Source organism: Nocardia implantans (assembly GCF_035544775.1).
Lineage (GTDB): Bacteria > Actinomycetota > Actinomycetes > Mycobacteriales > Mycobacteriaceae > Nocardia > Nocardia implantans.
On the sequence record NZ_JAYKYQ010000003.1, the window covers coordinates 19735 to 41813 of the forward strand.

General features: G+C 69.8%; 19 protein-coding genes and 1 riboswitch. Of the genes, 9 read left to right on the top strand and 10 right to left on the bottom strand.

The window, feature by feature from the left end:
• Positions 1-7 precede the first annotated feature (7 nt).
• From U3653_RS07930 to U3653_RS07940, 3 genes are read right to left on the bottom strand one after another with little or no spacing between them, the layout of a single operon-like run.
• A complete protein-coding gene (locus U3653_RS07930; RefSeq protein ID WP_195078985.1) occupies positions 8-1642 on the bottom strand; it encodes an ABC transporter permease in 1635 nt (544 codons plus the stop codon).
• Positions 1639-2571 (bottom strand): ABC transporter ATP-binding protein, encoded by a 933-nt coding sequence (locus tag U3653_RS07935; RefSeq protein ID WP_195078986.1) that lies wholly within the window; start codon positions 2569-2571, stop codon positions 1639-1641. The genes U3653_RS07930 and U3653_RS07935 overlap by 4 nt, the downstream gene beginning before the upstream one ends.
• Positions 2571-3224, bottom strand: a complete 654-nt coding sequence (locus U3653_RS07940) for a TetR/AcrR family transcriptional regulator (protein ID WP_195047157.1) — start codon at positions 3222-3224, stop codon at positions 2571-2573. Before U3653_RS07940 ends, U3653_RS07935 begins: the two co-directional genes overlap by 1 nt.
• Before the next feature lie 102 nt (positions 3225-3326).
• Here U3653_RS07940 and U3653_RS07945 point away from each other — a divergent pair, with 102 nt between their 5' ends.
• On the top strand, positions 3327-5279 hold the full coding sequence (locus U3653_RS07945; protein WP_195078987.1) for an acyl-CoA dehydrogenase family protein: 1953 nt from the start codon (positions 3327-3329) through the stop codon (positions 5277-5279).
• Between the two features lie 31 nt (positions 5280-5310).
• On the opposite strand, the gene U3653_RS07950 is transcribed toward U3653_RS07945, so the two are convergent.
• The 3 genes from U3653_RS07950 to U3653_RS07960 form a co-directional block, all read right to left on the bottom strand.
• Complete coding sequence (locus U3653_RS07950) at positions 5311-6207, bottom strand: nuclease-related domain-containing protein (RefSeq protein WP_195078988.1); 897 nt, start codon at positions 6205-6207, stop codon at positions 5311-5313.
• A 115-nt stretch (positions 6208-6322) separates the two neighbouring features.
• Positions 6323-7720, bottom strand: coding sequence for a DUF2252 domain-containing protein (locus tag U3653_RS07955; RefSeq protein WP_195078989.1), 1398 nt, complete (start codon positions 7718-7720; stop codon positions 6323-6325).
• A 50-nt stretch (positions 7721-7770) separates the two neighbouring features.
• Positions 7771-9465, bottom strand: coding sequence for a GMC oxidoreductase (locus tag U3653_RS07960; protein ID WP_195078990.1), 1695 nt, complete (start codon positions 9463-9465; stop codon positions 7771-7773).
• Positions 9466-9684: 219 nt separating this feature from the next.
• On the opposite strand from U3653_RS07960, the gene U3653_RS07965 reads away from it, so the two are divergent.
• From U3653_RS07965 to gcvP, 8 genes are all read left to right on the top strand, one after another.
• The gene (locus U3653_RS07965; protein WP_323124110.1) at positions 9685-10278 is read left to right on the top strand and encodes a CDP-alcohol phosphatidyltransferase family protein; all 594 of its coding nucleotides are present in this window, start codon (positions 9685-9687) and stop codon (positions 10276-10278) included.
• Positions 10279-10320: 42 nt separating this feature from the next.
• Positions 10321-10719 (top strand): glycine cleavage system protein GcvH, encoded by a 399-nt coding sequence (gene gcvH, locus U3653_RS07970; protein ID WP_067811038.1) that lies wholly within the window; start codon positions 10321-10323, stop codon positions 10717-10719.
• Between the two features lie 168 nt (positions 10720-10887).
• Positions 10888-11373 carry an oxoglutarate dehydrogenase inhibitor Odhl gene (odhI, locus tag U3653_RS07975; protein WP_040866480.1) on the top strand — a complete coding sequence of 162 codons (486 nt, stop codon included), beginning with the start codon at positions 10888-10890 and terminating at the stop codon, positions 11371-11373.
• Positions 11374-11466: 93 nt separating this feature from the next.
• Positions 11467-12270 carry a transcriptional regulator FtsR gene (ftsR, locus tag U3653_RS07980; protein WP_195079413.1) on the top strand — a complete coding sequence of 268 codons (804 nt, stop codon included), beginning with the start codon at positions 11467-11469 and terminating at the stop codon, positions 12268-12270.
• 160 nt (positions 12271-12430) lie between these two features.
• Complete coding sequence (locus U3653_RS07985) at positions 12431-12904, top strand: bifunctional nuclease family protein (RefSeq protein ID WP_159848783.1); 474 nt, start codon at positions 12431-12433, stop codon at positions 12902-12904.
• A gap of 187 nt (positions 12905-13091) precedes the next feature.
• Positions 13092-13649 (top strand): MerR family transcriptional regulator, encoded by a 558-nt coding sequence (locus U3653_RS07990; RefSeq protein ID WP_039797830.1) that lies wholly within the window; start codon positions 13092-13094, stop codon positions 13647-13649.
• Positions 13650-13788: 139 nt separating this feature from the next.
• Complete coding sequence (locus U3653_RS07995; RefSeq protein ID WP_195078992.1) at positions 13789-15141, top strand: M14 family zinc carboxypeptidase; 1353 nt, start codon at positions 13789-13791, stop codon at positions 15139-15141.
• A 101-nt stretch (positions 15142-15242) separates the two neighbouring features.
• A riboswitch (glycine riboswitch) is annotated at positions 15243-15343 on the top strand.
• A gap of 157 nt (positions 15344-15500) precedes the next feature.
• On the top strand, positions 15501-18311 hold the full coding sequence (gene gcvP, locus U3653_RS08000; RefSeq protein WP_195078993.1) for an aminomethyl-transferring glycine dehydrogenase: 2811 nt from the start codon (positions 15501-15503) through the stop codon (positions 18309-18311).
• A 140-nt stretch (positions 18312-18451) separates the two neighbouring features.
• On the opposite strand, the gene U3653_RS08005 is transcribed toward gcvP, so the two are convergent.
• The 4 genes from U3653_RS08005 to U3653_RS08020 all read right to left on the bottom strand — a co-directional run bounded on the left by U3653_RS08005 (position 18452) and on the right by U3653_RS08020 (position 21915).
• On the bottom strand, positions 18452-20053 hold the full coding sequence (locus tag U3653_RS08005; protein ID WP_323124103.1) for a VWA domain-containing protein: 1602 nt from the start codon (positions 20051-20053) through the stop codon (positions 18452-18454).
• A 179-nt stretch (positions 20054-20232) separates the two neighbouring features.
• The gene (locus U3653_RS08010; protein WP_195078995.1) at positions 20233-20505 is read right to left on the bottom strand and encodes a WhiB family transcriptional regulator; all 273 of its coding nucleotides are present in this window, start codon (positions 20503-20505) and stop codon (positions 20233-20235) included.
• 28 nt (positions 20506-20533) lie between these two features.
• Positions 20534-21079 carry an HNH endonuclease gene (locus U3653_RS08015; RefSeq protein ID WP_323124102.1) on the bottom strand — a complete coding sequence of 182 codons (546 nt, stop codon included), beginning with the start codon at positions 21077-21079 and terminating at the stop codon, positions 20534-20536.
• Between the two features lie 302 nt (positions 21080-21381).
• Complete coding sequence (locus U3653_RS08020) at positions 21382-21915, bottom strand: DM13 domain-containing protein (protein WP_195078997.1); 534 nt, start codon at positions 21913-21915, stop codon at positions 21382-21384.
• Positions 21916-22079: the final 164 nt, after the last annotated feature.

Below are 22079 nucleotides of genomic sequence, written 5' to 3' on the forward strand. Positions count from 1 at the left end.
GGACCTGTCAGCGCAGGTCGCGGCGGCGGAAGGCGGTGATGCCTACGGCGAGCAGCGTCGCGGCGAGCGCGAGCAGCCACAGCAGCGGCTGAGCCTGGAATTCGGAGCCGGGCACCTTCGGCGGGTGGACGAACGGCACGAGATCCAGCATCCAGTGCGGCAGGCCGTCGAGCGAGCCGACGAAGAAGATCACCACCATGGCGCTGAGCACGCCCCACGCGACCGGCGCGAACCGCGGTGCGACGCCGTAGAGCGCGACCGCGATCCCCGTGACCACCCACACGGCGGGCACCTGCACGGCGGCGGCGGCCAGCGACTGGCCGAGCTTGGTGCCGAGGTCGCCGCCGGTGCCGCCGTAGACGACGCCGATCGCCACGCCGGAGACCAGCAGTGCCGCGGCGGGGCCGAGCAGCGCGAAGCCGATGTGGCTCAGCGCGTAGCGGACGCGCCCGACGGCGCCCGACAGCGTGGCTTCGACCCTGGCGCTGGTCTCCTCGTCGTGCAACCGCAGGGCGGCGGAGATCGAGTAGGCGGACGCGGCCGCGGCGAGCATCGTGATCGCGTAGGTGATGAAGGACTGCTGCAACTGCTGTGAGCCGCCCATCCTGGTGACCATGTCGCGGATGGACGCGCTGCCGTCGAGCATGTCGCCGACGCTGTTCACCGCGCCGCCGATGAGCAGGCCGTAGAGGGCGAAGCCGATCGTCCACGCCAGCAGGGTGCCGCGCTGCAACCGCCAGGCGAGCCCGAACGGGCCGGACAGGATCGCCGCCGCCGCGGACGGCCCCGGACGCTCGGCGATGAGTCCCGAACCGATGTCGCGATTGCCGAGCAACGCGTAGGCGACGGCGGTGGCGAGCACGGCGAGTGCGGCGAACAGCAGCAGCACCCACCAGCGTTCCTCGGCGTACGGGCGGATCTGCAGCGACCAGCCGATGGGGGACAACCAGGACAGCACGCCGTTTCCGGCGTCACCGACCGCGCGCAGGGCGAAGGCCGCGCCGAGCGCGCCGAACGCCACGCCGCGCGCCACCCTGGCGCCCGAGCTCACCTGGGCGGCGACCGCGGCCACCGCGGCCCAGACGATGCCCGACGCCGCGAGGGCGGAGCCGAAGGCAAGCGATCCCCCCAGTGGCAGGTCGGTGCCGTAGAGCGACAGCGCGCACACGACTCCGGCGAGCGCCGCGCCCGCGTAGGTCATGATCACGGTGGCGGTGAGACCGGCGTAGCGGCCGATGCTGGTGGCGCCCACCAGCTCCGCGCGGCCGGTCTCCTCCTCGACGCGGGTGTGGCGGATCACCGTGAGCACCGTGGCGATGGCGATCATGGTGTACATGGCCCCGGCCTTCCAGGTGCCGATCGACCCGAGCGCGGAGCTGAACACCGGCCCGTACATGGCGATCAACGCGGGGCTGTCGGCCGTGGTCCGCGCGAAGCTGTCCAGGGACGCCTGATTGTCGTAGAGATCCTTGATGCTGACGACCTGGAAGGCGGGCATCACTCCGATCAGCAGCGTCCACAGCGGCAGCACGATCCGGTCGCGCCGCAGATACAACCGCAGCAACCGTCCGGTGCCCGCGAAGTCGCCGGAAACACCGAATGCCGGCGCCGCCGCGGCGCGGCCGGCGATGGCGGTGGTCATGCTCGCACCTTCTCCCCGGTGGCCGCGCCGGACTCGGCGTCGTGACCGTCGACGTGGTAATGCCGCAGGAACAGCTCCTCCAGCGTGGGCGGCGTGCTGGTCAGGCTGCGCACGCCCGCGTCGCCGAGCACCCGGATCAGCTCGCCGAGGTGCTCGTTGTCGACCTGGCAGCGCAGCGTGTGGTCGTCGAGTTCGATGTCCTCCACGCCCGGGATGCGGCTCAGATCGCCCGCGTCCCCGGTCAATTCGGCGGTGATCGACGTGCGCGACAGATGGCGCAGATCCGACAGCGACCCGCTCTCCACCGTGCGCCCGGCCCGGATGATGGTCACCCGGTCGCAGAGCACCTCGACCTCGGACAGGATGTGGCTGGACAACAGGACGGTCGCGCCGCGCTCCCGCGCCTCGCGCACGCACTCCCGGAAGACCTGCTCCATCAGCGGGTCCAGACCCGAGGTCGGCTCGTCGAGCAGCAGCAGCGGCGCGTCGGAGGCCAGCGCCGCGACGAGCGCGACCTTCTGGCGATTGCCCTTGGAATAGGTGCGTGCCTTCTTGCGGGGATCGAGATCGAAGCGCTCGATCAGCTCGTCGCGCCGCCGCACGTCGAGACCGCCCCGCATCCGGGACAGCAGATCGATGGTTTCCCCGCCCGACAGCGACGGCCACAGCGTGACATCGCCTGGCACATAGGCTAATTCGCGGTGCAGGGCGACCGCGTCGGCCCACGGGTCGCGGCCGAACAACCTGGCTCGCCCGCCCGTGGCGCGCAGGATGCCCAGCAGCACCCGGATGGTGGTGGACTTGCCCGCGCCGTTGGGGCCGAGGAAGCCGTGGATCTCGCCTTCGGCCACGGTGAGGTCGAGGCCGTCCAGCGCGGTGACGTGACCGAAAGTCTTACGCAGATCGCGGACTTCGATGATGTCGGACATCACTTCTCCTTGGTGAATGTGTCCAAGATCGTGGGATCGGTGAGCAGCCCCTGGGTGTAGAACTCCAGGGCTGGTGGGGTGAGTTCTTCGGAGAGCTCGCGAATCGCCTTGCGATAGTCGATCTTCTCGTCGCGGTGCTGGCGCATCTGCATGTACAGCATCGTTGCGCCGACGTTGAGCAGCATCAGGTAACGGGCGCGTGCCGCCGGATCGCGGCTCGGTTTGATCGTGCCCGCCTCGACCGCCTTCTCGATGTATCCCTCGGCATCGGCGGCCATGTGCTCGAACAGTGATTCCGCCATCGGTCCTCCCGCCTGCAGGCTGCGCACCATGTAGGCGACCAGCGGCGCGTACGACTCGATCTCGGCCAGGGCATCGAGCATGCCCGCCTTCACCGACGACGCGGTGATCGCCTTGACCTTCTCGTCGCGGATCAACTGCAACACCCGATCGTCGCAGGCGGCCCGCAGGCCGTCCTTGGAACCGAAGTGATGGTTGACCAAACCGGGGGAGACGCCGGCGGCTGCGGCGATCTTGCGGACTCCGACCTGGAATCCGTGTTCGCCGAACACCTCGATCGCGGTATCGCGAATGCGCGCCGCGGTGGTCAGATCCTCGGCGGATCCTTGCGGAACGGGCTGTTGGTTAAACACATGTTCAGTATATTAAACACTCGTTCAACGGTCGAGCAAGACCTTGCGCCGACTTGTCCTGCGTCACGGTTTGCCGCGCGTGTACGGGGCTATCGTCGAGACATGACTAGCGGCACGGCAACGACGGCGGACCACCTTCGCGCGGCACTCGACGGCCCATGGGCGGCCGTCCGGGACGAAGCCCGCACCCTGCTGGCCGGGGAGGAGTTCACCGCCGATCCCTACCTCGACTACAAGGCCGCTCGGGCGCGGGTGCTCGAGCAGATGAAGGCGATCTCCACCATGGGTTTCGCCGAACGCGGTTTCCGCAGGGAGAACGGCGGCACCAGTGAGCCGGGCGCCGCTGTGGTCGGCCTGGAGATGCTGGCGTACGCGGATCTGTCGCTGTGGGTCAAATCGGGTGTGCAGTGGGGACTTTTCGGCGGCGCCGTGGAGAACCTCGGCACCGAACGGCACCGGGAGTACATCGAGCGGTTGATCTCGCTGGACCTGCTCGGCTGCTTCGCCATGACCGAGTCCGGGCACGGCAGCGACGTCGCCAACCTGGAGACCACGGCGACCTACGACCCGGAGACCGAGGAGTTCGTGGTGCACTCGCCGACGCCGTCGGCGCGCAAGGACTACATCGGCGGCGCGGCCGAACACGCCAGGATGGCCGCGGTGTTCGCGCAGCTCATCACGCGCGGCGAGAACAAAGGCGTGCACTGCCTGCTGGTGCCGATCCGGGACGAGAACGGCGCCGATCTACCGGGCGTGACCACCTACGACGACGGTCTCAAAGGCGGCTTGCCCGGCGTGGACAACGGGCGCATCGTCTTCGATCACGTGCGCGTGCCCCGGGAGAACCTGCTCAACCGCTATGCCGACGTCGCGCCGGACGGCACCTACAGCTCGGAGATCGAGAATCCGAGCCGCCGGTTCTTCACCACGCTCGGCACGCTGGTCCGCGGGCGGGTCAGTGTCGGCGGCGCGGCGGCGGCGGGCGCGCGCGTGGCCTTGAGCATCGCGGTGCGCTACGCGTTGCAGCGCCGCCAGTTCTCCGACCCCGACACCGGGGTGGAGACCGTGCTGCTGGACTACCGCAGCCATCAGCGCCGCCTGCTGCCATTGGTCGCGAAGTCCTACGCGCTCGCGTTCGCGCAGAACGACCTGGTGCGGCGGATGCACCTGGTGCAGACCGGCCAGAATCTCGAGCCCGGCGCGCAGCGCGCACTGGAGAAGCGCGCGGCCGGCCTGAAGGTCGCGCAGACCGCGCATGCCACCCGCGCCATCCAGGAATGCCGCGAGGCGTGCGGCGGTGCGGGGTATCTCACGGAGAACCGGCTGGTCACGCTGAAGGCCGACACCGATGTCTTCACCACCTTCGAAGGCGACAACGTCGTGCTGACCCAGTTGGTGGCGAAGGAACTGCTGACCGCCTACGCCGACGAGGTGCGCGACCTGGACGCGCTGGGCTGGGTGCGCTTCGCCGCCACCATGGCCGGTGACGTGGTGCGCAAGCGGTCCGGTGTGCGTCAACTGATCCAGACCCTGCGTGACCGCGGGGACGACTCCATCGACGAGGGCGACCTGTCGCGCCGGGTGGTGCAGCTGCAATTGTTCGCCGACCGTGAGGACTACCTGGTCCGCACCGCCGCGCACCGGCTGCGCGCCAGGGCCGAGGAGACCGGCCCGTTCGAGGCGTTCAACAACGCCCAGGACCACATCCTGGCCGCGGGCGCCGCGCATATCGACCGGCTGGTGCTGGAGGCGTTCATCGAAGGAATCTCCGACATCGAGGATCCGGCCGCGCGCGAACTCGCCGATTGGATGTGCGACCTGTTCGTCTACTCCACCATCGAGGAGAACCAGGCCTGGTACATCATGCACCGGTTCATGTCGGTGGACCGGGCCAAGACCGTGCGCCGCGGGGTGAACGAACTGGTCGACCGGCTGCGTCCGCACGCGCTGACCCTGGTGGAGGCCATGGGCGTGCCGGAGACCATGCTGCGCGCGGCCATGCTCGACGACGCCAGCGTCTTCCAGCGCGACCAGCCGGTGCCGGCGTCGTCGTAGCGGCCCTGCCGCCGCGCTCGCCGGCGGCCGGTCAGCCCGGTCCGTACGCCGCGAGCGCGGTGACCAGGAACCACACGACCCAGACGAAGCCGACGACCATGCCGATGGCCAGTACGGTGCGCATCACCGCGCGCCCGAAGTCCATGTCGCCGGACTCGCGCGGGTACAGCTTCCACGGGCTGTACCAGGGCGCCCGGATGACGAAGCCGGAGGCCTGCGCTTCCCGTTCGGCCTGGGCGAGTTCCTCCGCGTAGGCCTCGGCCTGCGCCTGGTTGGGCCCGCCGTGCCAGAGCGTGATGTCGATCGGGCCGAGGAAGCCCTCGTTGAGCAACTCCTGCGGCGCGGGCAGGTAGGGCAGGATGCCGAGACCGCGGAACGCGACGGCGACGTCGTTGGCCGTCCAGAGGAATTTCTCCTCGGTGGCGAGCGCGTCGAAATAGTGCCGCAGCCGCCGCGGATCGTCGCCGATGATCACGTCGAAACTCGGGTCGGCCCACCGCTGTTCGAGCTGCAGCTGCGCGCCCGGCATCGGGACGAGCAGGGCGACGCCGTGCACCACCCGCTGCCCGAGGCCGCGGGCGGCCAGCCATTCCTGCAGCGCGAAGGTGTGCTCGCGCGACTTGTCCAGCGGCGTGCGGCGGTCGCGGCTCTCCGTCGCCACCGGTTCGCCGTTGATGGTCCACTCGCCGTTCAGCGGGACCTCGAGCACGCCGTCCTGGCGCGCGACCAGCGCGTCGGCCTCGATCACCACGCAACTGGTCGGGGTCCAGATCACGGCATCGAACTGGTGCAGCCGATCCTTGTGGAACAGGCTGCAGGTGATGGTCGCGACACCGTGCGGACTGTCGGGGTCCTTCCAGGTGCGCAGCCAATCGATCAGCGCCCGCTCGGCATTGGTGCCTGCGGCGTTCTGGACTCGCACGAGCATTGGCGTCCACCCTTCACGTCGGCACTCGACAGTGGACAGGATACGAGGTGCCGCAACGGATTCGCCGCGCCAGTGCCGCCCGGCGGCGTGTCGGGCGCGAAGCGCGGTGGCCGGGCTACTCCGGCTCCTCGGCGTCGATCCGGCCCGCTCGCACGGCCTCGGTCAGTTCGGCATGGTCGGCTTCGGTGCGGTCGGCATAGCGCACCGCGAACGCGGCCACCGCGTCGTCGAAGCGCTCGTCGTCGTCCAGATACCCCGAGAGCAACCGCGGGTCCAACGAGCGGGAATGGGCCCTGGCCAGCAGCGCGCCCGCCAGCCGTCCGTAGTCGTCGAGATCGTCCGCGGGCAGCTCGGCGGGATCGATGCTGCCCTTCATGTTGCGGAATTGCCGGACGATGAACGGCAATTCCGCGCCGTCTCCGCCCGGGACGAGGGACGTCCATCCGAGCAGGAGATCGGACTCGGATTGAACGAGCCTGGCGCCCCGCACGATTCGCTCACCCTCGTGCCGGGCGGCGGGCGTCGGCAGGAACGGGGCGAGCGCCGCCGTCGCGGCCTGCTTCACCTGCAGGACCAGCGCCTCGCCGTCGTTGCCGTGCAACAGCGCCAGGTAACTGTGCAGGCCGACGCTGCCGGTCCCGACGATCCGGAAGGCGATGTCGGACACCGCGAAGCGGGCCAGCAGATTGCGCCGCGATTCGGGCAGGGTGTCGGCGTAACGCTCCAGCCCGCCGATCACCGCCTCCGCGACGCGCTCGTCCACCGCGGTGAGAATCGGAGGATCGCTGACGAAGCGGTGCTTGCGGATGCCGGTCCGGTGATCCTCGAGGTGCTCGGTCCACTTGGCCACCACCTTGGCGCTGGTGTTCTTGCGGGCCTTCTTCGCCGCCTTCTCGAAGTCGTCGAGCAGGTCGTCGGCCTTGGCCCTGGCCAGCACCGACTCGTCGGGCAGCGCGCACCAGGACGTCATGAACGGCATCGCGGCCAGCTCCGCCACGGCCAGGCGGTAGGAACGGGCGGCGTCGCGCGCCGCGGTGCGGCACTCGTCCTCGTCGGCGCCTGCCTCGCGGCCGGCCAGCACCAGACCGGCCGCAAGGCGCTCCAGGTCCCATTCCCACGGGCCGGGCACGGTCTCGTCGAAATCGTTGATGTCCATGATGATCTCGCCGCGCGCGGTGCCGTACAGGCCGAAATTCGCCGGGTGCGCGTCACCGCAGAGCTGGGCGGTGAGACCGCTGTCCGGGCCGCCCGCCAGATCGGCCGCCATCAAGCCCGCCGCACCCCGGTAGAAGGTGAACGGCGAGGCGATCATCCGCCCGATCCGCAGCGGGATCAGATGCGGCAGCCGGCCCGCGTTGCTCGCCGCGACGAAGTCGAGCACGCTGGGACGCCGGGCTCCGGTGGCCTCCCGGTCCCGCGCGATGACCGGAACCCGCTGACGCAGCGCGTGTCCCCGAGCGCGCACCTCCGCGGCGGGAACATAGGAGCGCAGGTCGATACCACTGTCTGACACGACGGATCACGCTAGCCGGTGGCAACCGTCCCTGCCGCGTGGTGTCGGCCTCACTGGGCCGGAATGCGAGGCGGTGCGGGCTCGATCGGCAAACGCAGAGCGCCCGGCGCAGCGGCGGGTACCGCTGGTCGCGCGGGCGGCACCGCGGCGACGCGCCGGTAGGGCGACCCCAGTTCCGGTCGCGGGTCCGGATCGCCACGGTTGGGCCAGAACGCCATCGCGCGCTCGGCTTGCGCGGTGATCGTCAGCGAGGGGTTCACGCCGAGATTGGCGGTGACCGCGGAGCCGTCCGCGACGTGCAGGCCGGGATGGCCGTAAACCCGTTGGTAGGGGTCGACCACGCCGGTGCTCGGGCTGTCGCCGATCACGCAGCCGCCGATGTAATGGGCGGTGGCCGGGATGTCGAACACGTCCATGATCAGCCCGTGGGTGTCGCCGTCGACCTTCGCGCCGAACCGCCTGCCGATGTCGTGGGCCAGCGGGATCCAGGTCGGGTTCGGCTCGCCGGTGCCCTGCCTGGTGCGCAGCCGCCCGCGTTCGCGGAACGAGGTCAGCGAGTTGTCCAGCGACTGCATGATCAGCAGAATCACCGACTTCTCCGAGGCGTGCCGCGCGTCGAGGCTGCGCAGGAACACCAGCGGATGCAGCACGATCGCCAGCAGGAAGCGCAGGAAGCGGAACGCGCCGCCGTCCACGATCGGCACCGACATCGGGAACAGCGCGTTCTGGCCCTTGCCGTAGTGACACACCTCGACGTGGGTGTCGGGCTCCGGGTGGATCGATGAGGTGATCGCGATGCCCTCGGCGAAGTCGCGGCGGGCCCGGCTGACCACGTTGAGGATGGCCTCGGAGTTGCTGCGGGTGAGTTCGCCGAGCCGGGGGGACAGGTGCGGCAGCGCGCCGTCGTCGCGCATCTTGTGCAGCAGTTTCTGGGTGCCGAGCGCGGCGCCGGCGAACACCACCTGCTCGGCGGTGAAGGTTCTGCGTTGCTTGCGGATCCAGCGGCCGGAGCGCTCGGTGTCGACGGCGTACCCGCCGCCGGGCAGTGGCCGCACGGCGGTGGCGGTGGTCATCGGGTGAACCTGCGCACCAGCCTGCTCGGCGAGGTAGAGATAGTTCGTGGTGGTGGTGTTCTTGGCGTTGTGCGGGCAGCCGGTGAAGCAGCGCGCGCAGTGCACACAGCCGTTGCGGCGCGGGCCCGCTCCGCCGAAGTAGGGGTCGTCGACCTCGGTGCCCGGATCGCTCTCGTTGAAGAACACCCCGACATCGGTCGGATGGTAGGTGTCGGCCACGCCGAGGTCTTCGGCGATCTCCCGGATCACCTCGTCGGCCGGGGTCGTGCGCGGGTTCGGCGCCACGCCGAGCATGCGCTTGGCCTGGTCGTAGTAGGGCGCCAGTTCCGCGCGCCAATCGGTGATGTGCGCCCACTGCCGGTCGGTGTAGAAGTTCGGCAGGGGTTCGTAGAGCGTGTTCCCGTAGATCAGCGAGCCGCCGCCCACGCCGGCGCCGGAGAAGACCGCGCACTTGCCGAGCAGGCTGATCCGCTGCGGACCGGTGAGGCCCAGGCGCGGCGCCCAGATCGATTTGCGGACATTCCAATTCGTGCGCGGGATGTCCTCGGCGTTCCATCGGCGGCCCGACTCGAGCACGCCGACCCGGTAACCCTTCTCGGTGAGCCGCAGGGCGCTGACGCTCCCGCCGAAGCCGGAGCCGATCACCACCACGTCGTAGTCGAATGCGGACATGACTTCCTCTCGCTCACCGGCCACACAGTGAGAAATATTTCAAATCATTCTGTCATCGCCGCGCTGTGGCGGGAACCATCCTCGCACGGGGGACGCCGCCCCGATATCCGGAAATTCGGCCCGTGCGGATGGCGAGGACCGGGGTCGGTGGGGTATGCACGGGGCGTGACAACCGAATCGGGCGCCACCCAACCGGAGGAACGCGCCGCCGACGGCGGAGTGCGGGGCATCTTCGCCGACCGCATCCTGACCGTGCCGAACGTGCTGAGCGTGCTGCGCCTGCTCGGCGTCCCGCTGTTCCTGTGGTTGCTGCTGATCGAGCGGGCCGATGGCTGGGCGTTCGCTCTGCTGGTCGTCAGCGGCGTCACCGACTTCCTGGACGGCAAGCTCGCCCGGCTGCTCGAGCAGTCCTCCCGGCTGGGAGCCCTGCTCGACCCGTTCGTCGACCGGCTCTATCTGGTCACCACGCTGGCGGCCTTCGTGATCCGCGGCCTGATGCCGTGGTGGGTGGCCGTGATCCTGGTGGGGCGCGACCTCGTGCTCACCGCGACGCTGTCGGTGTACAAGCGCCGCGACCTGCCCCCGCCGGAGGTGATCTACCTGGGCAAGGCGGCCACCTTCGCGCTGATGTCCGCGCTGCCGTGGCTGCTGGCCGGGCAGATGGACTGGGCTGCCGCCGGTTTCGGGCGTGCCTTCGGCGGGGCACTGCTGATCTGGGGCACCGTGGTCTATGTCTGGACCGGCGTGCTCTATACCGGCAAAGCCATCGCGGTCGCAAGAGCGATACCGGCTGTGGGGCATCGGACGGCCTAGCCGATAGAGTTTGCGTGCAACGTTCAAACGAAAGGACGGCCTGTGACCCAGACCCCCGAGGATCTGCGCTACACCGAGGAGCACGAGTGGGTACGCCGGATCGCCCCGACCCGGGTGCGGGTGGGCATCACCGACTACGCCCAGTCTCAACTCGGTGACGTTGTGTTCGTGCAGCTGCCCGAGACGGACGCGGACGTGGCCGCCGCGGACAGCATCGCGGAGGTGGAGTCGACCAAGAGCGTGTCCGACATCTACGCGCCGCTGAGCGCGAAAGTCGTTGCGGTGAACGACAAGCTGACCTCGGAGCCGGAGACGTTGAACACCGATCCCTACGGTGACGGATGGCTGTTCGAGTTGGAGGTGGGCGATGCGGCGAGTCTCGACGCGACGCTCGGTGAACTGCTCGATGCCGCAGGTTATCAAGGAGTTATCGGGGGCTGAGGCAGCCTTCCCAGTTCTACCTGCACGGGTGCGGCCCGGCAGGGTACGGTCAATGCCAACAGATGCACCCGGCGGCTGCGCCGGGAATCTAGAGACTCGACGGCAGGTCGTGGTGCCAGAGGCATCACCTGCTTGCATGGATAATCAGGTTCGAGGAGGAGAGAAACGGTGAGCGAGAACAAAGACCCGGGTTACGGGGAGACCGCGGCCGAGACGACGTCGGTCTTCCGCGCGGATTTCCTGAACGAGGTCGACGCGTCGCGCTCCGGAGAGCCGACCGGCGAGCAGCCGGTCCAAGGGGTCGAGGGTCTGCCCGTTGGCGCGGCCCTCCTGGTCGTCAAGCGCGGCCCGAACGCGGGCTCGCGGTTCCTGCTGGATCAGCCGACCACGTCGGCGGGGCGCCACCCCGACAGTGACATCTTTCTCGACGACGTCACCGTCAGCCGCAGGCACGCCGAGTTCCGACAGGACGACGATTCCTTCCAGGTCGTCGACGTGGGCAGCCTGAACGGCACGTATGTGAACCGGGAGCCGGTGGACTCCTCCGAACTGCAGAACGGTGACGAGGTCCAGATCGGCAAGTTCCGGCTGGTGTTCCTCACCGGACCGCGCGCCCAGGTGTCCGACTCGTCGGCGGGCGCGGGGAGTCTATGACAGCGTCGGCGCCGGGTCGCGCACTCATGAAAGGCTCGGAGTCATGAAGGACCCGGCGCTGTGACCGGTGCGGCGCAGTGGGCACGCGGAGGGATGTCGATCGGCTCCGTGCTCGACCTGCTGCGCCCCGACTTTCCCGACGTCACCATCTCCAAGATCCGCTTCCTGGAAGCGGAGGGCCTGATCCGGCCGGAGCGGACGCCTTCGGGCTACCGCAGGTTCTCCGTGGCGGATGTGGAACGGCTCCGGTTCGTACTGACCGCGCAGCGTGACCAGTACCTGCCGCTGAAGGTGATCAAGGAACAGCTCGAGGCGATCGATAGCGGTGCGGCGACGCTCGGCGTGCGGGAAGCCCGCGCCCGAGCGCACTCCGTCCGGCCCGGGGCGCCGGAGTCCGGGCGGGGCACGCCCGACACCGAACCGGCCGTGCCGGGTTCCGAGCGGGGTGCGCGCCCGGTGGCCGCCCCGCGCAGGCTCGGCGTCGTGCCGAGCGAGATCTCCCCGGAAGATCTGCGGTTCGATCACGAAATCCGGGTCACCCGCGCCGATCTCCTGGACCAGGCCGGGATCGAGGAGAAGTTCCTCAACGACCTCATCCGGGCCAACTTGATCACGCCGGGCCCGGCGGGATATTTCGACGCCGACGCCGTCACGCTGGCCAAAACCGCACGGGCGATGGCCGAATTCGGTTTGGAGGCACGGCATCTGCGTGCGTTCAAGCTCGCCGCCGACCGGGAGGCCGCGCTCGTGGCGCAGATCGTCGCCCCGATCGCGAAGAGCCGGGACGCTGGTGCGCGCGCCCGCGCGGAGGAGACGGTGCGCGAACTGGCCGCGCTGTCGCTGACCTTGCACACCTGTCTGGTCAAGTCCTCGGTCCGGGGCTCGCTCGGGGGCTGACCCCCGTCGGGCCCCTCGGCCCGGAGGTCGCGGCGATCCAACACCCTGATTTCTGCTGTGCAGACGGATCGCTGGACCGGTGCCGGTTCGCCTAGACTCGTGGTACGGCGAGCTCTGCAGCGGTCATGCCGGGCCGGCGGCGAGTATGGGAGGCAGTGCGATGAGCGAAATGCGCGTGATCGGCATCCGTGTCGAGCAGCCACAGAACCAGCCCGTGCTGTTGCTCCGCGAAGTGGCGGGCGACCGGTATCTGCCGATCTGGATCGGGCAAGCCGAGGCGACGGCGATCGTGCTCGAGCAGGAGGGGGTGACCCCGATCCGCCCGCTGACGCACGACCTGATCAAGGTCCTGATCACCGAGTTGGGGCACACCCTGAAGGAAGTGCGGATCGTCGATCTGCAGGAGGGCACCTTCTACGCGGATCTGGTCTTCGAGAACGATCTGCGGATCTCGGCGCGGCCGTCGGATTCGGTTGCGATCGCCTTGCGGGTGGGTTGCCCGATCCATGCCGAGGAGTCGGTTCTGGAGGAGGCCGGCCTCGTCATGCCGGACGAGCGCGAGGACGAGGTGGAGAAGTTCAAAGAATTCCTGGAGTCGGTGTCTCCCGACGACTTCAAGGCGACCGATAGCTGAAGTAGAGGTCGAGACTTTTCCCGCGCGTCGCGTTTGGCTCGATGACGTCGCTGGCTGGACAATCGTGGGGAGTAATCTCGACAGTTGGGCCACGACCGTTTCGGCCGAATCCGCACCGATTCGGTCGGTGACGGCGCCGGGTCATCGATGAGGCTGGGAATGCGTCGGCGAAGCAAGGGAGTGGTCAGTGGCAGAGCAATCGCAGGATGTGGTACAGCCAGGACTGTTCCCCGACGACTCGGTACCCGACGATCTGGTGGGCTATCGCGTTCCCAGTGCGTGTCAGGTGGCCGGAATCACCTACCGGCAGCTCGACTACTGGGCGCGCACCGGTCTGGTGGTGCCCTCCATCCGCAGCGCGGCGGGCTCGGGTAGTCAGCGGCTGTACTCGTTCAAGGACATCCTGGTCCTGAAGATCGTCAAGCGGCTGCTCGACGCGGGCATCTCGCTGCAGAACATCCGGATCGCCGTCGATCATCTGCGCAGTCGAGGGGTGCAGGACTTGGCGGGGATCACGCTGTTCTCCGATGGCACCTCGGTGTACGAGTGCACCTCGGCCGAGGAGGTCGTCGATTTACTGCAGGGCGGGCAGGGCGTCTTCGGGATCGCGGTGAGCGGCGCCATGCGGGAGCTGACCGGCGCCATCGCGAACTTCCCCGCGGAGCGCGCGTCGGCGATCACCGAACGTCCGGAGGACGAGCTGTCGTTCCGTCGCAAGGCGCGGATGAACCGCAAGACGGGCTAGGATTCGCGGGTTCGGCGCGGAACGAAATGAACAAAACGCACGCACGGCCGGGCAAGGCGTCGAGCCTCCCGGCCGTGCGTTGTGGACATGCCGTCGGCGGTGGGTAGCAGGGCCACGGTGGCAGCGAGAGGGGGGCGCTGTGCAGACAGGCGACATCACCGGGCTCGTCGGCCCGATCGGCCGCATCGACGCGTTTCCGACCGTCGACGAACTGAACCGATTCGCCGACGCGCTGGCGGCCGGTCATCCGGACCGGATCTCGATCACCGAACTCGGACGTTCCCGCGGCGGCGACCCGATCCGGGAGGTGACGATCGGGTCCGGCGACCGGCACATTCTGGTGTTCGGCAATCCGCACCCGAACGAGCCCATCGGCATGGCCACGATCCGTCACCTGCTCGGCCGGATGGCGGCGGACGAGACGGTGACAGTGGGCGCCACTTGGCATTTCCTGCTGTGCGTCGACCCGGACGGCACCCGGTTGAACGAGGGCTGGTTCGCCGGTCCGCACACCAGAACCGGCGTGGCACGCGGCTTCTACCGCCCACCGGCGACCGAGCAGCCGGAATGGTGCTTCCCGACCGAGTGGCGCGGCAAGCGAGTGGGGGTGCCGTTGCCGGAGACGGAGGCGATGATGGCGCTGATCGACCGCACCCGGCCCGCGCTGATCGCCTCGCTGCACAACGCGGAATTCGGCGGCGGGTTCTTCTACACCGCCGGCGGCGATCCCGAGTACTGGGCGGCGTTGACCGCCGGGCTTTCCGCCGCGGGCGTGCCGATCTACCAGGGCGAACCCGACGCGCCGGGCGCTCGCGCGCTGGCGCCGGGCGTCTTCGAGCTGCCGCTGTTCGGTGCGATGGCCGATCTGCTCGCGGCCCAAGGGCTCGACGCGGTCGCCGCGCTGGGCGGAGGCGGCTGCCGGGACTACGCGGCGCGCTACGGCACGGCCATCCTGGTCTGCGAATTGCCGCTCTGGGTGGATTCCCGCATCGGCGACGGCTCGGCGGGCGACCGGGTGCTCGGCGACCTGCTCGACGCCACGGCCGCCGACTATCGGGCCATGGCCGAGGTCGCCGCCGCGGTGCTGGCCCGCGTGGACGGTGAATTGAGCGGTCGCAGCCCGTTCGAACGATCGGTGCGCGCACTGGTCGCCGGGCTGCCCGGTCTCGCCGTGAGCAGGCAGTCCGTGCCGCAGCGGGATCGGATCGCGACCAGGGGCGAGATTTTCGTCGAGCAGTACGACTGGACCGCGATGCTGCGCCTGCGGCTGGGCGGCATGTTGCTGCGCCTGCTGGAGGAGGAGTACGCGCGCGGCGGCGCGCCGGCGCTGGCCGTCGAGCGCGACCGGTTCGCCGCGGTGTTCGACCGATGGTGCGCCGACGTGGAGCACAACGCGCCCGGCGTCGCGGTGCCGCTGGCTCGTCTGGTCGGCGTGCAAGCGGAGTCCATCGTGCTCGCCGCGACGAGGCTGCGCGCGGGACTGGCCATCTGACGGGTGACGCCGGCTCGGTCCACGAGTGACCAGAACGACACGGGGCGGGCGGGGTCCCGTGGCGCGCTCCGGCGTGTCGTCGGCTTAGACTGGCGGTGCGTCGCCGCCGTGCGGGAGAGCCTCGGTCCGGAAACGAGTCCGAGCGCCGAAGGAGCAGCACCTCCCCGTCAATCTCTCAGGCAAAAAGGACCGTGCGGGCTTCGGCGCCTCTGGAAAGCGGCGGCTTCGAGCCGCCCGCCCATGGGGAAAGGGGCTCGGCCACCGGTCGGGGTACCCGAATCTCTCAGGCGCCACGACAGAGGGGGAGGGCCGGTACCCGTCGACCGCCCGGTCGACCCCGCCCGACCTTGGGAGCTGTTGTGACTCGCTCATTCGCCGACCGCCATATCGGACCCGACCGGGAGGAACTGGCCCGGATCCTGGACGTCGTCGGCGTGTCGTCGCTGTACGAGCTGGCCGCCGCCGCGCTGCCGGCGAGCATCCTGGACGGCGACGGCCTGGCCGGGCTGCCCACCGCGGGCTCCGAGCACGAGGTGCTCGCCGAACTCGCCGAACTGGCCGCGTCCAACACCGTGGCCACCTCGATGATCGGGCTCGGCTACTACGACACGCTGACCCCGCCGGTGCTGGTGCGCAATCTGCTGGAGAATCCCGCCTGGTACACCGCCTACACGCCCTATCAACCCGAGATCAGCCAGGGCAGGCTGGAGGCGCTGCTCAACTTCCAGACCATGGTGTCGGAGTTGACCGGCATGGATGTCGCCAACGCGTCCATGCTGGACGAGGCCACCGCCGCCGCCGAGGCGATGACGCTGCTGCGACGCGCGGGCAAATCGAAGTCCGCCCGGCTGGTCGTCGACCGCGACCTGTTCCCGCAGACCAGGACCGTGCTCTACACCCGAGCCGAACCGCTCGGCCTGCAGATCGTGGAGGCGGACCTGTCGGCCGGTGAGCTGCCGGAGGGGGAGTTCTTCGGTGTGCTCGCGCAGACGCCTGGCGCGTCCGGCCGCATCGTCGACCTGACCGAGGTGATCGCCGCGGCACACGAGCGCGGCGCCTTGGTGGCGGTCGGGGCCGACCTGCTGGCGATGACGCTGATCACGCCGCCCGGTGAGCAGGGCGCCGACGTGTGCTTCGGCACCACCCAGCGTTTCGGCGTCCCGCTCGGTTTCGGCGGCCCGCACGCCGGATACCTCGCGGTGCGGCAGGCGCACGCCCGCCAGCTGCCCGGCCGCCTGGTCGGCGTCTCGGTGGACGCGGACGGCGCCGTGGCCTACCGGCTCGCCTTGCAGACCCGCGAGCAGCACATCCGCCGGGAGAAGGCGACCTCGAACATCTGCACCGCGCAGGTGCTGCTGGCCGTCGTGGCCGCCATGTACGCCTCTTACCACGGCGCCGACGGGCTGCGGGCGATCGCTCGCCGGGTGCACGGGCACGCCGCGGCGATCGCGGCCGGGCTGGACGGCGCCGTGGTGCACGACAGCTTCTTCGACACCGTGCTGGCGCACGTGCCCGGCGGCGCGGAAGCCGTTGTGGCGAAAGCGAAGTCGCGGGGGATCAATCTGCGCCTGGTCGACGCCGACCACGTCGGCATCGCGTGTGACGAGGCCACCACCGACGCGCACGTCGCGGCCGTGCTCGAATCCTTCGGTACCGCGGTGTCCGCCGAATCCGGTGCGCCCGCGCCGGTCGCGGCGATCGAGAACCGGACCTCGCAGTTCCTGACCCACCCGGCGTTCACGAAGTACCGGACCGAGACGGCGATGCTGCGGTATCTGCGCGCACTGTCCGACAAGGACATCGCGTTGGACCGCAGCATGATTCCGCTGGGCTCCTGCACCATGAAGCTCAACGCCACCGCCGAGATGGAGGCCATCACCTGGCCCGGATTCGCGCGGGTGCATCCCTACGCGCCGGTCGAGGACGCGCCCGGTCTGCTGCGGGTGATCGCTGACCTGGAACGCTGGCTGTCGGACATCACCGGCTACGACTCGGTGAGCCTGCAGCCCAACGCGGGCAGCCAGGGCGAGTACGCGGGACTGCTGGCGATCCGCCGCTACCACCTCGATCGCGGCGACACCCATCGCGACACCTGCCTCATCCCGTCGAGCGCGCACGGCACCAACGCGGCGTCGGCGGCCATGGCCGGGCTGCGGGTGGAGGTGGTGAAGTGCCGCGCCAACGGCGACGTCGACCTCGACGACCTGCGCGCCAAGATCGCCGATCACGCCGATCGCCTGGCCTGCATCATGATCACCTATCCGTCCACGCACGGCGTGTACGAGCACGAGGTCGCCGAGCTGTGCGCGCTGGTGCACGACGCGGGCGGACAGGTCTACGTGGACGGCGCGAACCTGAACGCGCTGGTCGGACTCGCGCGGCCGGGCCGCTTCGGCGGCGACGTGAGCCATTTGAACCTGCACAAGACCTTTTGCATCCCGCACGGTGGCGGCGGCCCCGGGGTCGGTCCGGTGGCGGTGCGCGCGCACCTGGCGCGGTACCTGCCCGGCGATCCGCTGGAAACGGGGTCGCACGCGGTGTCGGCGGCGAAGTACGGTTCGGCTTCGATTCTGCCGATCACCTGGGCCTATATCCGCATGATGGGCGCCGACGGGCTGCGTCGCGCCACGCTGTCGGCGATCGCTTCGGCGAACTACATCGCGCGGCGGCTCGACGAGTACTTCCCGGTGCTCTACACCGGCGAGCGCGGCATGGTGGCGCACGAGTGCATCCTGGACCTGCGCGAGATCACCAAACGCACCGGCGTCACCGTCGACGATGTGGCGAAACGATTGGCCGATTACGGGTTCCACGCGCCGACGATGAGTTTCCCGGTGGCCGGCACGTTGATGGTCGAGCCCACCGAGAGCGAGAACCTCGCCGAACTGGACGATTTCATCGAGGCGATGATCGCGATCCGGGCGGAGATCGACCAGGTCGCCGCAGGGGTGTGGCCGGTGACCGACAACCCGCTGCGCGGCGCGCCACACACCGCGGCGTCGCTGGTGGGCGAGTGGGATCACCCCTACAGCCGGGAAGTCGCCGTGTATCCCCGTGGCCTCGGGCATGCCAGGGCGAAGGTGTGGCCGCCGGTGCGCCGGATCGACGGCGCCTACGGCGACCGGAACCTGATGTGCGCCTGTCCGCCGCTGGAGGCGTACGCGGACTGACCACCGGTCCGGTCGCGTATCTGCCTCACCGCGCGGCGGCCGCCTTCGCGTAGGTGTTCGCCGGATCGGGTCAGCCGCCCGCGCTGCCGACGGCGTCGTGCATGGACTGGTGAGAGTTCGGTCTTCCGCAGAGCAGGGCGCTACGGCGTGGTGAGAGCCTTGACGACGGCGGAGCCGAAGCCGATGTCGTCGGAGGTGGTCAGCCGGGTGTAGCTTCCGCCGGTCTGTTTCGCCAGGTCCTGGAGTGTCTGGGTGCCGTTGCCGCCGATCACGACGACATCCACCCGCACCGGCCGGGCGGGGTCGGTCGCCGCGGTGATGTCCGCCGCCAGTTGGGTGCCGGTGACCGACGAATCGTCGTCGGGTCCGTCGGTGATCAGCAGCACCGAATTGGTGCGGCCCGGCGTGTACCCGGCGACGGCGCTCTTGTACGCCGCGATCAGCGACGGGTAGGCCTGGTCCGATCGGTTCTCGCTCGGGCGAACCGAACTCAGCGCGGTGCCGATCTTCGTGCGCTGGTCGGTGGTCAGCGGGGCGGTGGCGGCGGCCACCTGGTACGGCGTGCTGCCGTCGAGGTTCTTGCCGAAGGTCCACACACCGAGCCCGAACTCGGGTGGCATGACCGTCATCGTGGAATTCAGCGCGGCCAGGACGTTCGCCAGACGGGTCGTGGCGCCCTCCGCGGTCCCCATCGACGCCGACACGTCGACCAGGGCGGTGGACCGCACGCCGAGGACGGGGTCGGCCAGGGTGGCGCGCACCTTGTCGAGCGCGCCACGGGGCGGGACGGCGGCCGCGGTCTGCGGCGAGGCGAATCCCGCCGCGACGAAGGCTTGCGCCTGCTCGGGCTTGCGCAGGTAGTCGGTGAACCGTCCGGCGATGAGGTTCTGCGTCTTGTCCACCCACGCGCCGGACATCAAGGCGGCCGGGTAGTCGGCCACGAGCGCGGACCCGGCGGGCCGGAACGCCGCGACGCCGGGAAACCCCTTCAGTTGCTGTTCGGTAGCGGCAATCGCGTGCACGGGTCCGTCCTGTGCCGTGAGCCGCGTCAGCGCGGCCGCGGCGTCGGACGCTTCGGGGGCGTCGGCGGCGAGCCCGGAGATCGCGGCGACCACCTGGCCGGACCGCGCGGCCTGCTCGCTGAGCGGTTCCGCGCCCGAGACCGCGGAGCCGACCGCCGTGGCCGCGGCGAGCGTGGCGTCACCCGCGGGCAGGGCCATCCGCAGCCCGCCCCAGCCGTTCAGGCCGATCTCGCCGAGCGAGCCCTGCTGCAATCGCGGCAGATCCCCCCAGGACGCGTCGGCCTGCTCCAGGGCGCGACGCAGGTCCTCCGGCACGGCGAGCACGATCGGGCTGGCGGCGACGGACACCGGCGTGCCCTCGATCAGGCCGGGAACCCGCATGGACTCGATGGAGCGGGTGGAATCGGCGATCCATAGCGCAGGCTGCGGGCCGAGCGCCTGATCCCACGGCTTGCCGCTGGTGAACGCGGAAACGACCGCGGCGGACGGCTGCGCGGTCACCTCGACCCGCGCACAGTGGTCGCGCACCTTCGGCTGGGTGGCGTTGTAGCCGTCGGCGGCGGCGCGCACCTGCGCGGCGATCCCGGGATCGGCGGTGACGTAGAGCGTCGCGGGCCCCTCCACGCATTCGGCCGCCGCCGCGCTGTCCTGATTCGCCGCGCGATCGCGCAACTGGAACCAGCCGACGACGATCGCGGCCAGTAACGCAACAGCGAGCACTGCGATAACCGGACCTTTGCTGACGCCCCGGGATCTGGTTGCGCTGCGATGAGTGCCCACGCGCTCAGTGTATGGTCACCGGCGCCGGGCGAAGTCGTCGAGGCTCCCCCGCACCGGCACGGGTGCGGCGCGGTCGCGCTGTCCCCCCGCCGCGCCGGACGGCACGACGGCGGGACTCCTCAGTCGCGGATGACTCGTCCGCGGTCGAACTCGTGTCCGCCCCACACGCCGGATTGCCCCGTACGGGCGGCGAATTCGCCACAGGCATCCCGGATCGGGCAGCGGGCGCAGACTTCCCGGGCGTAGTCGAAGTCCTGAGATGGGTACGGGAACCAGGCTTCGTGGTTCGGGTCGCCGCGGCAGGCCGCCCGGTGCCACCCTCGGGAATCCGAGAGCGGGAGCAGGTCGGCCAGGGTCAGCTCCGCGACGGCGGTGGTCTCGGTGCGCGTCATCGCGATCTTCTCCTTTCTCGGGTCGTGGTCAGGTCGCGGCGAGTTGCTTCCAGATCCGGCGCTGCTGCCGGATCCGGTGGGTGGGGGCCTTCGGCTCCCAGAGCAGGCGCATGCCCGCCTCCTCCGGGGTGCGGTCCGCCTTGGCCGTGTTGCACGGCGCGCAGCAGGCCACGAGGTTGCTCCAGGTGTTCGGACCGCCCCGCGACCGTGGGCGGATGTGGTCGACGGTGCGCGCCCACCCGGCGCAGTAACCGCACCGGTTCCGGTCGCGGCGCAGCACGCCCGCCAAGGTGGCCCTGCTCTCGTCGTGCACCAGTACGGTGTGCTCGAGGTAGACGTAGCGCAGCAACCGAATAGACTGCGGCAGAGCGATTTCCACGTGCCGGGACCGGATCGGGAAACGCGGCTCGCGGTCGGCGACGGACTCCGCCGCTCCGGCGACCAGCAGCACGACGGCCCGGTCGGCCTTGATCTCGTCGAGCGCCTCGTAGGAGGCGTTCAGCACGAGTACCCCGGTGTGTATCCAATTGTCGGCGGTTATCGCCGCCTGATCGGCGGCACGGCAAAAGGTCATGGGAATCACCATGTTTCGTGCGAGCGGGAGCGAATGAGCAGAGTCGCGGCGATCAGCCGAGGATCTGGAGGCGGCTGCCGACCGGTTCGTCGTGCCGCGCGCGCAACGGCCTGCCGAGCGCGTCGCCCGCGGCCGACGAGCACGCCGCGATGGCATTCATTCGCTTCGTCGTCTCCGGGATCACTGCCGCCCCTCCTCTCCACTGCTCTGCGGCCACCTCGAGGCGGTGACCGGTGTCGAAACACATGGTGGCACAGCGCACCCGCCGTTGTCGGGTCATTTTCCGGCGGCGGCGCGGTGGGTCAGGCCGGTCGCAGTTCGGCCGCGCCGAAGGACACGTCGAACCGGTCGCACCAGATCGCGACGCTGGTCAGCCGGGCCAGGTCGGCATCGGCGGGAATGGGGTAGTTCTGCGAGCCGTGGTTGCCTTTGAGCTTGCCCAGATCGGTGTGGTCGCCGTCGTCGAAGACGAACCACCCGTCGCGGCCCGCGCGCACCGGCGCGTCGGTGAGCCAGACGTGCAGGTCGGGGCCGTCGGAGGTGTCGAGGTCCGTCAATCGCAGCACTCTGCTGCCGTCGGGCAGCAGCAAGACGGTGACGGCGCCGGTGGTGGTGTGCTCGTGTGAGATGAAGGCGCCCTCGGCGATGGTGCGCGGCTGCGACGGCCCGCCGGAGCCCGGCGCTGGGGAAGCCGACGGCGCGGCCTCCTGCACGGTGGTGTCGGTGAACAGCCGCCACGGCTGGAATGCGGCCAGTCCCGCGCCCAGGCCGGCGATCAGCAGTGTCACCGTCACCCAGGTGATCGGCGATCGAGCGATGCTCCGTGCGGACGCCATGGCTGCTCCTCGAAGTGTCGTCGCGGGACCGGAAGGGCTGGTGCACTACGTGGGGAAACTCGCCCCCATCCGAGTATGGGGGCGAGCGGGGGTGGCGTTGGCGGAAAGGACGTCATCCGATCGGGGAGTGCCCGAGCAGGACGTGACCGGTGAAGTGGGTCTGC

Coding starts and splice junctions, on each gene's coding strand:
- U3653_RS07945 (WP_195078987.1), top strand. CDS start 3,327: ATGACTAGCGGCACGGCAACGACGGCGGACCACCTTCGCGCGGCACTC.
- U3653_RS08015 (WP_323124102.1), bottom strand. CDS start 21,079: ATGACCTTTTGCCGTGCCGCCGATCAGGCGGCGATAACCGCCGACAAT.
- U3653_RS08010 (WP_195078995.1), bottom strand. CDS start 20,505: ATGACGCGCACCGAGACCACCGCCGTCGCGGAGCTGACCCTGGCCGAC.
- ftsR (WP_195079413.1), top strand. CDS start 11,467: ATGTCGATCGGCTCCGTGCTCGACCTGCTGCGCCCCGACTTTCCCGAC.
- U3653_RS07950 (WP_195078988.1), bottom strand. CDS start 6,207: ATGCTCGTGCGAGTCCAGAACGCCGCAGGCACCAATGCCGAGCGGGCG.
- U3653_RS07935 (WP_195078986.1), bottom strand. CDS start 2,571: ATGTCCGACATCATCGAAGTCCGCGATCTGCGTAAGACTTTCGGTCAC.
- U3653_RS08020 (WP_195078997.1), bottom strand. CDS start 21,915: ATGGCGTCCGCACGGAGCATCGCTCGATCGCCGATCACCTGGGTGACG.
- U3653_RS07960 (WP_195078990.1), bottom strand. CDS start 9,465: ATGTCCGCATTCGACTACGACGTGGTGGTGATCGGCTCCGGCTTCGGC.
- U3653_RS07985 (WP_159848783.1), top strand. CDS start 12,431: ATGAGCGAAATGCGCGTGATCGGCATCCGTGTCGAGCAGCCACAGAAC.
- U3653_RS07930 (WP_195078985.1), bottom strand. CDS start 1,642: ATGACCACCGCCATCGCCGGCCGCGCCGCGGCGGCGCCGGCATTCGGT.